We start from the raw sequence: 14,278 nt of genomic DNA on the forward strand, positions 1-14,278 counted from the left end.
AATATAACGCTTCAGTAAGCGGCGGCCGGCACGGCCGTCCGGCGCCGCAGGCGCGAACTTGACTGACTTGTTATGTGGCTTATTCCAATTTTCACAAAAATTGATCCAGTGTTTGATTAATCGCTATAGGTATCGATAGAGTTACTCTTCTTTCGCCTGAGCGAAAGAGCGAGACCCACGGCTGCAAGAACAATCAGAATATTACCCATGGCGATTCCGGGCGGCGTTCCTGCTGCAGCGATTGGCTTGATGGTGCCCAGGATATTCCTCCCAACATAATCAATCAGTAACAAAACATATGCACATGACACCAAGGACCGATATCGAAGAAATACGAACACGAAAAATACACCCATTATCAGTTGCAATAAACCCCACTGCGCTACAAATGCAACAATGTTCGCGGCAGCCTCATTCGAGTAGCTATCCAGTGGAATTGTAGCGATTGATTGGACGCCGCTATCAGGCAAGAAAACATGAATTCCACCGCGATAAATCGTGAGAAGCGTAATCGGAAGCAGCATCCATAACGCAAACTTGCTGCCCTCATAGGTGTTGTCTATCGAGTTGGGGAACAGGCGATTTAACAAAATTCCTCCCTCATCTTTCATGCCGGAGCGTGATAGACACATAACGCCTCAATAACCGGCAGCTGGAACGTAGCGAAGCGTAGTGTAAGCTGTCCGGCGCCGAAGGCGCGTAGTTAATTGACTTGTTATGTGCAGATTTAAGAGAATTATTGATTTGGATAGATGACAAACCCGATACTCTCCATTAAAGCCGCCGTTTGCCACTCAAATATCTCAACACCTGAAAAATCCAATAATCTGATATCTATTCCAGATATCTCCGCATTTCTTAAGTCTGCCTTAAAAAGCAAAAGACCATCATATTGGCTTGGTGAAAATATAGTATTTGTGAGGTTGGCACCCTCAAGATTTACTCGTGTCAAAATAGTAGCGACAAGTATACTCTCCGATAAATCGCATTTTTCAAGGTAAACTCCCTCAAAGTCTGAATACTTAAAGTTTGAGTTGGTTAGTTTTGCGGAGCTGAATAATACGCTTTTACTAACAATACTTACAAAATCAGCCAATTCAAAGTTACACCCTTGCGCCTGGCATTCATTAATTGTGACATCAAATAGCTCAGATCGATAAAAATTGCTCGTTGATATATTGCAATGCTGAAATTCAGCGTGCCTTAAATCGGCCGTTTGAAAGTCGCAACCCTTTTGGGTGTTTTTATCATAAAAGGTGTTTTCTTCAAAAACACTATTTCTAATACTTGCCCCTGAAAAGTCACAATTTAGTATTCTGCAATTTTCAAGGCGTAAGTTATCTAGATTTGCGCCGGAGAAGTCAGAGTCAGCTATTGTACAATTCTTAAACACTAAATCTTGCTCATATTCATTTTTCCAATCTAGGTTAGAAAACGAACGAGCTATAATCAGTTTTTCACCTTCATTTAACACCAGCTCTGCTTCTATTGGTGAAGCAATATCTTCGTCAGGTTGATTTTTTTCAATTCGTTCATCATTACTCATTTAGGACATGGTCAGCACATAACATTTATATATGGCGCATGCGCGTTTATCAGGAAGATATACGTCTCACGCATCACCTAAGTTATTCTTTAGCAAAGGAAAATAATAGAAGAGCAAATCCTTGCCAGTAGATAATAAGTTTTTCCCCTTATCCAAAATAATCGAGGGGGTCCTATTATTACCTGCTTTAAATAATTTATCCATTTGATAACGCTAATTATTTTTAATTAGTGTTTCTCTAAACGCGCATCAATAACAAATGCTAAAGCTTTAATTGACAGGGCAAGGGCTACTGACTATAAAATGAGTTTTCAAGGATTGAAGGAGGTGCTTATGGAAAGCCCATTTATCAGGTCGGTCAGGGAAAATATCAGACTAAGGGGATACAGTTTAAGAACAGAAAAATCCTATATTCACTGGATAAGGCGATATATCTACTTTATCAATAAACGCCATCCTAAGGATGCTGGTAATAAAGAGGTAGAAGCTTTTTTATCCTGGCTGGCCAATCATCGTCATGTCGCTGTAAACACCCAAAAAGTCGCATTAAATGCTTTGGCGTTTCTTTATAACAAAGTATTGAACCAACCTCTGGGGCAATTGGGTTTTTGCCGTCACCCCTATACCCATATTCAGTGCAGGCATCATCTTCACCAAACAGTAATAAGAAAGGCACTGGGCCAGGCTGTGAAACGATCATCGATTAAAAAGAAAGTGAATTGCCATACGTTCAGGCATTCTTTCGCCACACACCTGCTAGCATCCGGTACAGATATCAGGACGGTTCAGGAGTTACTGGGCCACAATGATGTGACAACACGCAAATTTATACCCATGTGTTAGGGCTACATTATGCGGGGACAGTTAGCCCGCTTGATAAACTGGGTACTGAAACCGCCTTTGCCGTCTCCGCCGCCGCTGCCGATTGGGCGGCCAAGGGCAATAAAGTCTACCCCTTTCATTTGGGGGATATCAATATCGCTACCCCAGAGAATATTGTCGAAGCGACTATCAAAGCTATTGGTGATGGCTATACCGGTTACTGCGCCGGTGCCGGGGTTACAGAGTTACGAGATGCCATTGCCCGCGATGTTGGTAGCAAACCCGGTTATCCGATTTACGAATCTCAGATTGAGTACCAGGACGGTAAGGCCGTGGCCTATGACTATATTCGTTTTGCGTATTCGGGTATTGAAGTGGCGGATATTAATGAAGGTATGGCGAAGCTGAAGACGTATTTTGAACGTTAGTGATAGGCTTATTAACGCTTATCCATTTTCTCAACTTCAGCTTCAATCCATACTTTTGCTTGCTCCGTAATCTCCCGGCTACCATGCTCAACTGAAGAAATAGGCTTACCTATCTTAACGGTAATGGTACCGGGGAACTTTAAAAACCCACCCGAGGGCCAATACTCACCGCCATTGTGGGCGATAGGTACCGCCGGCACCTGAGAGGCCACTGCGATATTAGCTCCGCCCCTGGCATACTTGGCTTCCTTCCCGGCATTGGTACGGGTGCCTTCCGGAAAAACTAATACCGATATGCCCTGACCGATTCGGGCTTTACCTTGTGCAAGGGTTTGTTTTAGGGCTTGCTTGGGGCTGCCGCGGTCAATAGGGATGGGGTCAGTCAGGCTTAAGCCCCAACCAAAAAACGGCAGCTTTAATAATTCCCGTTTTAGCACGATGGATACCGGCGCTAAAAAATATTGCAGAAAATAGGTTTCCCAGGAGCTTTGGTGTTTGGCTAAGGCCACATAAGGGGTGGCAGGTAAATTTTCTTTGCCCACTACGGTGACTTTTAAACCGCAGGTGACATGCAGCCAAAAAATAATAAAACGGTTCCAGCACAGCGCATAGTTGCTACGAATACGGTGGGGGAAAAAACTAAACAATAGAATACCGGTAGTACTAAACCAGATAAGGCTCAGGGCAAAACCGACATAAAATAATAAGCTGCGTGAAGCGGTTAGTAATATCATGATTGGGTAATGGCGTCGGCAGCAGCGGCAAGGTTGTTATAAACCGCTAAATTATGGAAGCTGGCATTTTGCTCGGCAATAATCTTTTGCAGGGTTTTCTGGCCTTTGCCGGTTTTGACTAAAATGGGAATACAGCCCTTTTTAAGGCCCGCTTCTAAATCACGTAGTGAGTCACCAATAGTAAAAGCTCCTTTGGCGGTCGTGTTGAATTGCTGTTCTATTTGGGTAATTAAACCCGCCTTGGGTTTACGGCAGTCACAGCCATCGTCTGGATGATGTGGACAATAGACAACCGCTGCGATATTCCCGCCCGCCGCTTTTACCATGGTATGCATTTTTTTATGCATGGCCTCCAGGTCGGACTCTTGAAACAAACCACGGCCCAAACCGGATTGATTGGTGGTTACCACCACGGTAAAGCCCGCCTTGGATAAACGGGCAATCGCAGCAATACTGCCTTCAACAGGAATCCACTCATCGGCGCTTTTAACAAACGCATCCGAGTCTTCGTTGATCACGCCATCCCTGTCCAGAATAATCAGTTTCACAGTATTATTATTTCGCCGGTACTAAGAGTGAAATATCTGCCACCTCTAAAAATAAACCGCGCAACTGTTTTAATAGCGCCAAACGGTTATTTTTTAAGGCGTCGTCGTCAACCATTACCATTACATCTTCAAAGAAGGCATCCACCGGTTCCCGCAGGTCAGCAAGATTGGCCAGGGCTTCTTTATATTGGCGTTGTTGAAACAAAGGCTCAACCATCGAGGCTTTGTTTTGTACTAAATCCGCCAATGTTTTTTCAGCGGCATCTGCCAGCAGTGCATTATCAACAGCGCCAATAGCGGACTCATCATCAAGCTTAGCTAAGATGTTAGATACGCGTTTATTGGCAGCAGCTAAAGCCTGAGCTTCAGCTAGTTGACTAAAGCTATGTACAGCTTGTACTCGCTGGTTAATATCTAATGGCTGCGATAAACCTTTAGCAGAAACCGCTAAAAAGACTTCCGCAGAAATATTCTCTTCCTCATACCAGGCGCGGAAGCGTTCGATCATATAGGCCAATACAGTATCGACCAGTCCATCAGCTGCTGGTAGGTCGCCATGCTGCTGTTGCGCTTGTTGTAACAGGTCGCGCAAATCAACATTTAATTGTTTTTCTACAATAATTCTTAACACGCCTACAGTAGCGCGACGTAGGGCAAAAGGATCTTTTGAGCCAGTAGGGGGTTGGCCAATACCAAAAATGCCGACGATAGTATCAAGGCGATCTGCCAAAGCTACCGCACAACCCGTTAAGCTCTCTGGCAATTTATCACCAGCGAATTTGGGTAAGTATTGATCTTTAATCGCATTGGCCACTTCTTCTGGCTCGCCATCGGCCAGCGCGTAATAGCAACCAGCGATACCCTGCATCTTATCGAATTCCAATACCATATCGGAAACCAGGTCGGCTTTACTTAACTCCGCAGCGCGGCTGGCGTAATCGGCATTGCTATTAATCTTATTGGCAATGGCGGCGGCCAATGACATGACCCGTTGAGTCTTATCATAGATGGTGCCGAGCTTAGCCTGGAAAACCACATTTTGAAGTTTTTCCAAACGGGTTTCCAGCTTGACCTTTTTATCAGTTTCATAGAAAAACACGGCGTCGCTAAGGCGTGGGCGAATCACTCGCTCATTACCGCTAATAACCTGTGCCGGGTCATTGCTAACAATATTAGAAACAGTAATAAAGTTAGGCAGCAAGTCGCCGTTGTTATTTTCTACATGGAAATATTTTTGGTGCTCTTTCATGGAAGAGATTAAAGCTTCAGCGGGGACTTCCAAAAAGCGCTCTTCAAAACTACCGGTCAGAGCAACAGGCCATTCAACCAGTCCGGTTACTTCGTCCAGCAAGTCATCACCAATAATGGCAGCGCCGCCGACCTTCTCGCCTTCTGCGGTAACTTGCTCGCGAATCATATCCCGGCGTTTTTCAAAGCTGGGAATAATATGGCCACTATTTTCCAGCAGTGCAGCATAGCTTGAGGGGTTGCCAATCTCTAAGGTAGTGTCGCAATGGAAACGATGGCCACGGGTAATATTGGCAGCTTTGAAGCCAAGGATTTCACAGTCAATCACCTGTGAGTCCAGCATCATTACAATCCACTGGGCCGGGCGCACAAATTCAGTACGACTGGCACCCCAGCGCATGCGTTTTGGAATCGGCAGTTTATCCAGTGCATTTTGTACAATGGCTGGTAATAGTTCAGTAGCCGCTTTACCACCTTTGATTGAACGATAAACCAACTTGTCAGCTTTACCGTCATTTTCAACCTGAACGTCTTCGATACTAATGCCATTCTTTTTGGCAAAAGCCTCGGCGGCCTTGGTGGGTTTACCTTCATCGTCAAAGGCGATTTTTTTCGGTGGGCCCCAGGCCGCAATTTCTTTTTCTGGCGTTTGGGTGTCGATACCAGAAATGACTACCGCTAAACGGCGCGGGGTCGCATAGCTTTCAACACCAGAGAAGTTTAACTCTTCAGCTTTAATACCGTTTTTAACTTGTTCGGTAAAACTGGTAGACAGTTTTAACAGGGCGGTAGGTGGCAATTCTTCCGTACCAATCTCAACCAAAAAATCAGACATTATACTTTCTCCCCTGTTGCAGCTAAAACTTCGTTGCGCAAATGTTCCGGCGCAAGGGGGAAACCTAAATTCTTACGGGCATCAAAATAAGCTTGGGCAACACCGCGGGCTAAAGTACGTACCCGCAAAATAAAACGCTGGCGTTCGGTAACAGAAATGGCGTGGCGTGCATCTAATAAGTTAAAGGAGTGGGAAGCTTTCATCACCATTTCATAAGCGGGCAAAGGCAAGCCTTTTTCAATCAAACGCTGACTTTCCGTTTCGCAGTGATCAAAGTGTTTAAACAACTGTTCAACATCGGCCTCTTCAAAATTAAAGGTCGACATCTCCACTTCATTTTGGTGAAACACATCGCCGTAGGTAACGATACCTTCCGGGCCTTCCGTCCATACCAAATCATAAATACTATCAACGCCCTGTAAGTACATGGCGATACGCTCAAGACCATAAGTGATCTCACCGGTAACGGGATAACACTCCAGACCGCCCACTTGCTGGAAGTAGGTAAACTGGGTGACTTCCATACCGTTTAGCCACACTTCCCAGCCCAGACCCCAGGCACCTAAAGTAGGTGATTCCCAGTTATCTTCCACAAAACGGATATCGTGGGTTAAAGGATCAATACCCAACGCGCGCAGCGAATCCAGATACAACTCCTGAATATTGGCGGGGTTGGGCTTCATCACTACCTGATATTGATAGTAGTGCTGTAGACGGTTGGGGTTTTCACCATAGCGACCATCGGTAGGGCGACGGCAGGGCTGCACATAGGCGGCATTCCAGGTTTCAGGGCCAATGGCGCGCAGGAAGGTGCCGGGGTGGAAGGTGCCCGCTCCTACTTCCATATCCAGTGGTTGCAAAATCACACAGCCCTGGGCTGCCCAATATTGCTGCAATGCGAGAATCAAGCCCTGAAAGGTCTTGGTATTTGGTGGTTGTGCTGCTGCTATGGTCACAATTTGGCTCTTGTTATAGGTAGAGTGTTTTTACTGCCACCGTCAGTGATGGCAAAGGTCGGACATTATACAGGCAGTTGGCCCCAAGGTTCTATTGCCAGAGGGGGTGAAAATTCGGTAATTAGCGTTCCTGAAGGGCTGGGAAACCGGTATGATTTCAACCCCTTAGTTCGGTTTACTGATAATGACACAGATCACCACCTTCGCTGTATTTGCCCTGTTCCAGTTTTTCTCGATAATGCCGATCCGCTTTTTGAGGTTTTTGGGGACCATGGTGGGTCGTGGTGCATGGCTCATGAATAGCCGCTTGCGGCAGGTGACCGAGGAAAACCTGGCTATCTGCTACCCCGATATGGATTCCAAACAGCGCGAAACCCTCGCCAAAAACAGCTTAAAGCACTTGGCCATGACGGCAATGGAGCTGGCCCCGATCTGGCAGCGCCCAGTAACCGCGGTGCTGAATGCCGTAGTTGAGGTTGAAGGCTACGAAGACTTTAAACAGGCACTGTCTGATGATAGGGGCCTGATTATCCTGGCCCCCCATTTTGGCTCATGGGAAGTCATCGGCCTTTATCTGGCCCAGCAGGCCAGGATTAGCATTATGTACCAGCCGCCGGAAAACCAAGCCATGCAGCAATTGATGTATAAGGCACGCAGCCGCAATGGTGCCAGCATGGTGCCCACGGATACTACCGGCGTAAAAGCGCTGCTGCAGGCCCTGAAGAAAGGCGAAATGATTGGTGTCCTGCCGGACCAGGTGCCACCGCTTGAAGGGGGCGGCTTTGCGCCATTCTTTGGTGTCCCTGCCCTAACGACGACGCTGGTAAAAAAGCTGGCCAAGCGCACCGGCGCCCGGGTAATGACTGCCAGTGTGATTCGTCTTCCCCATAGCGGGCAATTTCGCATGGTCTTTGCCGCTGCACCCGAGGCTATCGCCGCCGATGATGAGCTCGAGGCACTAACCGCCCTCAATAAAAGCGTTGAGGACACTGTAGCGCTGGCTCCGGAGCAATATCAATGGGAGTATAAACGCTTTAAAAAACAGCCTGATGGCGAACGCAAGTACTACCAAAAATAATAAAGGGGTCAATAATGAGTTGGCAATCCATCGTATTAAACCAAATTTTTCGACTGCGAAAACGCCGTATTGTTAAAACTGACCCTCGGGCTATAAAGGCTGGGTATAACAAGTTGGAGGAAAAGGCGGAAAAAACTTTAAAGATTCCCACCACCACCGAACACCGTGTTGATACCCTCAATGGCGTGCCCTGTGAATGGATGATTGCCGAAGGGGCAAAAGACAGCGACCAGCTAGTGCTGTATTTCCACGGTGGTGGGTTTATGCTTGGTTCACCACCTATTCTTCACCGCCCTCTCGCTGCCCGCTTATCAGCAAAGTCCGGCAGAAAAGTGTTATTGGTGGATTACCGGCTAACGCCTGCCCATACTTATCCCGCACCAGTAGAAGATTGCAGCCAGGTCTATCAATGGCTTTTGGATAATGGTTATAACGCCAGCCAGATTGCCTTTGGCGGCGACTCCGCGGGGGGCAACCTGGTATTGTCCGTTATACAAAGCGCTAGAGAGCAGTCTCTACCCTTACCCGCGCTGGGGATTTGCCTATCGCCCTGGGCTGACTTAACTCACACCGGCAGCTCCATTCAAAGTAACAAATATCGCGACCCGATGTTGCCGGTAGAAATTTTAGAGCTGATGGCACCGCTCTATGGCAAGGGACATAATCTGGCGGAACCTAAAATTTCTCCGGTATTTGCAGACTTTAGTGGCTTTCCCCCATTGTTGGTTTATGCAGGTACTACCGAGATTTTATTAAGTGATGCCGAGCGTGTTGTGGCCGCCGCCGAAGCCAAAGGTGTGACGGTAGAATCAAAGTACTGGCATAAACAGGCCCACGCCTTTCCCGTTATGACCCAGTACTTACCGGAAGCGCGCGAAGCAGTAGATGGTATGGCCGATTTTATCAATCGGCATATGCGCTAATTACGTTGGAGAAATAGTAGTGATCTTTGGAAAATTAATCGGTGGCTTAATTGGCTTTTTCTCTGGCGGATTTTTAGGTGCCATTATTGGCCTGTTTGCCGGCCACTTTTTTGATAAAGGTATTGGCCAGGCTATGGGCTTTGACTATGGTGCTGACCGCGCCCGCCTGCAGCGGTTATTTTTTGAAACCACCTTTATGATTATGGGCCATTTGGCCAAAGCCGATGGTCGTATCAGTGAAGAAGAAATCAGGCAGGCCGAAGTTTTAATGGGGCGCCTGGGCTTAACGCCCGAGCATCGCAAAGAAGCGATTACCTTATTTAAACAAGGCTCGCAAAGTGACTTTCAATTAGAGCCGGTTATTTCATCATTTATAAGTGAAGGTGGCCGCCGACACAACCTGCCCATTTTATTGCTGGAATTTTTATTTAGCATCGCCATGGCCGATGGTGAAATGCATCGGGCAGAAAAAGAGATACTGGCAAAAACGGCGGGTTATTTAGGTATTGGCAGCCGTCAATTTGAACAATTGTTGGCTATGTTAACCGCACAACAAAGCTTCCATGGCGGCAACTATCAACAGCAAGGCCGCCCCCATACCTCCGCCAATGATTTAGATAATGCCTATAAAGCCCTGGGCGTTACCAGCAGCGCCTCCGATAGAGATATTAAAAAGGCCTACCGAAAATTAATGAGCCAACACCACCCCGATAAACTGATCGCCCAGGGTGTGCCGGAAGATATGATGAAAGTGGCCACGGAAAAAGCCCAGGAAATCCAGGCGGCTTATGATTTGATTAAAGTAGCGAGAAAATCCTGATGAAATCATTTAGGGCTCATCCTGAGCCGCAAGCTCCGTTGATTTTAATGCCTGCTATAAAACATCTAGCATAATCCAAATCGAACTAACCAAAATCGTAATCATAGTACCCGCCATACCCAAAGGCCGGCAGAAATTAGGCCCAATTTCCGTTAAACCCAAGTAGTGGGAAATCCGCCCAAGCACTAGCGCTGCCCCCAGAATATGCAGCCAGGTATCCGAAGCTCCCAGTACTTCCATCGTAATTAATAAAAACAATGCCATAGGCACTGTCTCGGTAAAATTCCCCTGCCCGCGCACCCGGCGCAGCAATTCCGGGTCATCGCCATTGCCAATATTGACATTGATCTTTACCCGGTAGATACCGACTCGCAGGGTGATCACGAAAAATAGTAAACCTAATAGCGCAATATAAATGGGGGACACACTCAATAAGGAAGGTAAATTCATAGTGACTCCTAATGTTAGATAACAGGAAAAATTTTCCCGAGCATATCACGTAATAGCTCATGTAATAACTCTTGTACTAGCTCATGTATTAAATACAGGCCCAGAGATTTTTGCAGCAAACCGAACATACCTTCGCAGGCGGTCAAAAGTGTTAAATTAATCTGTCAAAAATGCTCATCCTATTTGCCATGTAATGATTTATAGTGCCCCGTCAATGAGTTTAGTAACCACTCTAAGCGGCCAGAACAGGGATAACGCATGTCAGAGTTGAATGAATCGCAGAGTAAAGATGTTGAGAATAATGAAAAGCCAATAAAAAAAGCATTCAAAGGTATTTATGTTGCTGCTGGGGTCTTGGCTACCCTGCTTAGTATTGTCACCTTTTTTGTAACGCAGTATTCATCCTATTCAATTTATGATCTTACAAGTACAAGCCTAAACCCAACAAGGCCTAACCCTATGTTTGTTGCCAGGGCGAGTGCAAAATGCAAGCAAGGGATAATGATGGCTAAGTTAATGGCCAGGGGAATGGGCTCAAGTGAGGCCGCGGCAGTTAAGAGAGCAGAGAAAAAATGTAGAACCTTTAGAAAGGAAGACCCTAAGGCATGGGAGCTTGCCATTGCCTTTACTAATAAGGGAAAGTCTTCAATGAATAATCTGTCTGTTAGTTATTTGGCTAGCAATGAGAAGGGCGAAGAAGTTGGTAGTGGGGAACTTGATCGAAAGGTGCTTTCAGGTGACGAGCGTTTTTTTGAAAAAAAGCTAAAAGTGAATGCTTTGGTAAAACGACTGCTAATTTGTATTAGCTATGATAGCGGCCCTTATCGTAGATCCTGGAAACTCTTTGATGGGCGGCCTGGCAACGCTCATATGCCACTGGGCGGCTTTGGAAGCTTTAAAACATATGATGAAGGTTATGAGTGGTTTGCAGAAAGTGCTTGCCAGTTAGAAATAGAAAGGATCAGGGCATAAGCGAGGGGAAGCAGAGTCAGTAATTTATTGACGCCAGAATGCCGGGGTAAATAGAACTAGCAAGGTAAAGACTTCAAGCCGTCCCAGCAACATAGAGAAACAAAGTATCCATTTAGCCGGTGCGCTGATACTGCCATAGTTGGAGGCTACCTCACCTAAACCAGGGCCCAGGTTATTCATTGACGCTACCACCGCAGAAAATGCAGTTACATAATCCAGGCCGGTCGCCATCAGCGAAAATAAAATAACAATAAAGGCGAAGATATAGACCGCAAAGAAACTCCAAACCGCACTGACGACCTTGGCCTCTACGCGACGGTTTCCCACCTTTAATGGAATGACCGCATTGGGATGAACCAACTGGGATAATTCCCTTACCCCCTGCTTGGCCATTAACATCACCCGCACCGCTTTCATGCCGCCGCCGGTAGAGCCGCCACAGCCACCCATAAACGACAGCATCAGTAACATAAAGGGCAAAAAGCTCGGCCACGCCGAAAAGTCCGTCGTTGCAAAACCTGCGGTTGTTGCAATGGAAATGGTTTGGAATAAACCGTGCAGCAGTCCTTCATCAATACTATAGGAGCCACTAAGAATTAAGTACGTCGCTACAATTACCGCTGCGCCAAAAATCGTATAGGCAAAAAACCGGCTTTCGGAGTCATGCCCATAGTGCTGGAAACTGCTCTGCCTTAGCGCATAAAAATGCAGCGCAAAGTTAATCCCTGCAATCATCATATATAAACAGGCAATTAACATAATCGCCGGGCTATTAAAGTAGCCCATGCTGGCATCGTGGGTAGAAAATCCACCAATCGCAATGGTTGAAAAAGCATGGCAAATGGCATCAAAAGCGGACATCCCCGCCGCCCAATAAGCCACGGCACAGGTCGCGGTTAATAACACATAAACCAAAAACAGCGCTTTAGCCGTTTCAGCAATCCGGGGCGTTAACTTGCTGTCCTTAACCGGGCCGGGCGTTTCTGCACGGTATAGCTGCATACCGCCAATGCCCAGCATCGGCAAAATAGCCACAGCAATAACAATAATACCGATGCCGCCCAACCATTGAAGCTGCTGGCGATAAAATAAAATGGACTTTGGCAGATGGTCGAGGCCGGTAATTACCGTGGCCCCAGTTGTTGTTAATCCTGATAGTGATTCAAAGACGGCATCACTTACCGTCATTTCCGGGTTAGGTGACAGAATAAAAGGCAGGGCACCAAACAAACCCAGCACCGTCCAGAATAAGGAAGTAATTAAAAAGCCATCCCGAGTACGCAGGTCGGCTTTTTGTTTCGTCACCGGCATCCACATTAGTGCACCGCTGATGACGGTAATCGCAAATGCCAACAGAAAAGAAGGATAAGCACCGTCGTCATACCACAGTGACACAGCAATGGGTGTAAACAGCGTTAAGCTGAACACCATTAGCAGCATACCTAAGATGCGGAAGATCAGTGCGATATGCATTAGAAGAAACTAAACCCAACCTGAAACAGGCGCTCGACTTGCTTGATCTTTGTCTTGTCGGTAAGAAAGACGATTACGTGATCTTCCGGTTCGACGACTAAATAGCGATGGGCAATTAACACTTCATCGCCGCGCACAATAGCGCCAATGGAAGAGCCTTCAATTTTTTCAATTTCATCCAAACGTTTGCCGACGACTTTGGAGGAGCGGGTATCACCGTGGGCAATCACTTCCAATGCTTCCGCTGCACCTCGCCGCAGGGAGTGCACATTGGAGACATCGCCGCGGCGTACATGGGTTAACAAACTACCCATGGTAATTTGCTGTGGCGAAATCGCAATATCAATTTCACCGCCTTGCACCAGGTCAACATAGGCAGGGTTGGCAATTAAGGTAATAACTTTTTTGGCGCCTAGTCGTTTGGCCAGCATAGACGACATAATATTGGCTTCGTCATCACTGGTGAGTGCACAGAAGACATCGACGTTTTCGATATTCTCGGCAATTAATAAATCTTTATCGGAGGCATTGCCGTTTAATACGATGGTACGGCGCAGGGATTCCGATAACTGGCGGCAGCGAGCGTAGCTTTGCTCAACCACTTTTACCTGATAGTTATCTTCCAGCGCATTGGCCAGGCGCTCACCAATATTACCGCCCCCGGCAATTAAAATACGTTTATAGGGGTTATCCAGGCGGCGTAGTTCACTCATCACCGGCCTGATATTTTCACGGGAGGCGATAAAGAAAACTTCATCGTCTGCTTCAACCACGGTATCCGCCATCGGCATAATGGCACGGTTGCGACGGAAGATAGCCGCTACCCGGGTATCGATATTGGGCATATGGCTGCGAATATCCCGCAGTTCATTGCCGACAATGGGGCCGCCGTAATAAGCCTTAACGGCGGCCAGTTGTACCTTGCCATCGGCAAAGTCCAATACCTGCAAAGCTCCAGGGTATTCAATTAAGCGCTGAATATAGCGAGTTACCAATAATTCAGGACTGATAATAACGTCGATGGGTATCTGCTGGTTATTAAACATTCCGGGCTTTTCTAAAAATGCTCGCGCCCTGATCCGTGAAATTTTGGTGGGGGTGCGAAATAGGGTATAGGCCACCTGGCAGGCTACCATATTGATTTCGTCAGAGTTGGTGACGGCGATTAACATGTCTGCATCGTCGGCACCCGCACGCTGCAATACATCAGGATGGGAGGCTTGCCCGGTGACGGCACCGATATCCAAGCGGTCTTGCAGCTCCCGAAGGCGATCACTGTCGAGGTCGACGACAGTAATATCATTTTGCTCATCGGCGAGATGCTCAGCCAGAGAGGCTCCAACCTGCCCTGCCCCGAGAATTATTATTTTCATGGATGTAGCCGTTTCTGGAGATAAATAGTTGGCGAAAATTAGTTATCTGGTAATTGTATGTGCTAATTGGCT

At 46.8% G+C, this 14,278-nt stretch carries 13 protein-coding genes and 1 pseudogene; 5 read left to right on the forward strand and 9 right to left on the reverse strand.

Going from position 1 to position 14,278, the window contains the following annotated elements; all coding sequences use genetic code 11:
- Positions 1-116: 116 nt before the first annotated feature.
- Complete coding sequence (locus tag P8H32_RS08065) at positions 117-590, reverse strand: hypothetical protein (RefSeq protein ID WP_301089120.1); 474 nt, start codon at positions 588-590, stop codon at positions 117-119.
- Positions 591-736: 146 nt separating this feature from the next.
- Positions 737-1,546, reverse strand: coding sequence for a pentapeptide repeat-containing protein (locus tag P8H32_RS08070; protein ID WP_301089122.1), 810 nt, complete (start codon positions 1,544-1,546; stop codon positions 737-739).
- A 303-nt stretch (positions 1,547-1,849) separates the two neighbouring features.
- Between P8H32_RS08070 and P8H32_RS08075 the strand changes: the two are divergent.
- Positions 1,850-2,430: pseudogene (locus P8H32_RS08075) on the forward strand (phage integrase N-terminal SAM-like domain-containing protein); the annotation flags it as partial.
- Positions 2,431-2,807: 377 nt separating this feature from the next.
- Here P8H32_RS08075 and P8H32_RS08080 read toward each other — a convergent pair.
- Genes P8H32_RS08080 through glyQ form a run of 4 tightly spaced genes read right to left on the reverse strand, consistent with a single transcriptional unit; the run spans position 2,808 to position 7,111 of the window.
- Entirely contained in the window at positions 2,808-3,530 is a 723-nt protein-coding gene (locus tag P8H32_RS08080) for a 1-acyl-sn-glycerol-3-phosphate acyltransferase (RefSeq protein ID WP_301089124.1), read from the reverse strand.
- Positions 3,527-4,078 (reverse strand): D-glycero-beta-D-manno-heptose 1,7-bisphosphate 7-phosphatase, encoded by a 552-nt coding sequence (gene gmhB, locus P8H32_RS08085; protein WP_297291406.1) that lies wholly within the window; start codon positions 4,076-4,078, stop codon positions 3,527-3,529. The genes P8H32_RS08080 and gmhB overlap by 4 nt, the downstream gene beginning before the upstream one ends.
- Positions 4,079-4,085: 7 nt before the next feature.
- Positions 4,086-6,161, reverse strand: a complete 2,076-nt coding sequence (glyS, locus tag P8H32_RS08090) for a glycine--tRNA ligase subunit beta (protein WP_301089126.1) — start codon at positions 6,159-6,161, stop codon at positions 4,086-4,088.
- On the reverse strand, positions 6,161-7,111 hold the full coding sequence (glyQ, locus tag P8H32_RS08095) for a glycine--tRNA ligase subunit alpha (protein WP_297291408.1): 951 nt from the start codon (positions 7,109-7,111) through the stop codon (positions 6,161-6,163). Before glyQ ends, glyS begins: the two co-directional genes overlap by 1 nt.
- 190 nt (positions 7,112-7,301) lie before the next feature.
- On the opposite strand from glyQ, the gene P8H32_RS08100 reads away from it, so the two are divergent.
- Genes P8H32_RS08100 through djlA form a run of 3 tightly spaced genes read left to right on the forward strand, consistent with a single transcriptional unit; the run spans position 7,302 to position 9,938 of the window.
- Positions 7,302-8,195 carry a lysophospholipid acyltransferase family protein gene (locus P8H32_RS08100; protein WP_297290861.1) on the forward strand — a complete coding sequence of 298 codons (894 nt, stop codon included), beginning with the start codon at positions 7,302-7,304 and terminating at the stop codon, positions 8,193-8,195.
- 14 nt (positions 8,196-8,209) lie between these two features.
- Positions 8,210-9,118 carry an alpha/beta hydrolase gene (locus P8H32_RS08105; RefSeq protein ID WP_301089128.1) on the forward strand — a complete coding sequence of 303 codons (909 nt, stop codon included), beginning with the start codon at positions 8,210-8,212 and terminating at the stop codon, positions 9,116-9,118.
- A 19-nt stretch (positions 9,119-9,137) separates the two neighbouring features.
- On the forward strand, positions 9,138-9,938 hold the full coding sequence (gene djlA / locus P8H32_RS08110) for a co-chaperone DjlA (RefSeq protein WP_297290859.1): 801 nt from the start codon (positions 9,138-9,140) through the stop codon (positions 9,936-9,938).
- A gap of 54 nt (positions 9,939-9,992) precedes the next feature.
- Here the strand turns inward: djlA and P8H32_RS08115 are convergent, their stop codons facing one another.
- Positions 9,993-10,388 carry an MAPEG family protein gene (locus tag P8H32_RS08115; RefSeq protein WP_297290858.1) on the reverse strand — a complete coding sequence of 132 codons (396 nt, stop codon included), beginning with the start codon at positions 10,386-10,388 and terminating at the stop codon, positions 9,993-9,995.
- A gap of 258 nt (positions 10,389-10,646) precedes the next feature.
- Here P8H32_RS08115 and P8H32_RS08120 point away from each other — a divergent pair, with 258 nt between their 5' ends.
- Entirely contained in the window at positions 10,647-11,360 is a 714-nt protein-coding gene (locus P8H32_RS08120) for a hypothetical protein (protein ID WP_301089129.1), read from the forward strand.
- 24 nt (positions 11,361-11,384) lie between these two features.
- Here P8H32_RS08120 and P8H32_RS08125 read toward each other — a convergent pair whose 3' ends face one another.
- On the reverse strand, positions 11,385-12,833 hold the full coding sequence (locus P8H32_RS08125; protein ID WP_297290856.1) for a TrkH family potassium uptake protein: 1,449 nt from the start codon (positions 12,831-12,833) through the stop codon (positions 11,385-11,387).
- Entirely contained in the window at positions 12,833-14,206 is a 1,374-nt protein-coding gene (trkA, locus tag P8H32_RS08130) for a Trk system potassium transporter TrkA (protein ID WP_297290855.1), read from the reverse strand. Before trkA ends, P8H32_RS08125 begins: the two co-directional genes overlap by 1 nt.
- Positions 14,207-14,278 lie beyond the last annotated feature (72 nt).

It is taken from the genome of Oceanicoccus sp. (genome assembly GCF_029238675.1).
Taxonomy (GTDB): domain Bacteria; phylum Pseudomonadota; class Gammaproteobacteria; order Pseudomonadales; family Dasaniaceae; genus Oceanicoccus.

Coding starts and splice junctions, on each gene's coding strand:
- P8H32_RS08070 (WP_301089122.1), bottom strand. CDS start 1,546: ATGAGTAATGATGAACGAATTGAAAAAAATCAACCTGACGAAGATATT.
- P8H32_RS08080 (WP_301089124.1), bottom strand. CDS start 3,530: ATGATATTACTAACCGCTTCACGCAGCTTATTATTTTATGTCGGTTTT.
- glyS (WP_301089126.1), bottom strand. CDS start 6,161: ATGTCTGATTTTTTGGTTGAGATTGGTACGGAAGAATTGCCACCTACC.
- P8H32_RS08100 (WP_297290861.1), top strand. CDS start 7,302: ATGACACAGATCACCACCTTCGCTGTATTTGCCCTGTTCCAGTTTTTC.
- P8H32_RS08105 (WP_301089128.1), top strand. CDS start 8,210: ATGAGTTGGCAATCCATCGTATTAAACCAAATTTTTCGACTGCGAAAA.
- P8H32_RS08115 (WP_297290858.1), bottom strand. CDS start 10,388: ATGAATTTACCTTCCTTATTGAGTGTGTCCCCCATTTATATTGCGCTA.
- P8H32_RS08120 (WP_301089129.1), top strand. CDS start 10,647: ATGTCAGAGTTGAATGAATCGCAGAGTAAAGATGTTGAGAATAATGAA.
- P8H32_RS08125 (WP_297290856.1), bottom strand. CDS start 12,833: ATGCATATCGCACTGATCTTCCGCATCTTAGGTATGCTGCTAATGGTG.
- trkA (WP_297290855.1), bottom strand. CDS start 14,206: ATGAAAATAATAATTCTCGGGGCAGGGCAGGTTGGAGCCTCTCTGGCT.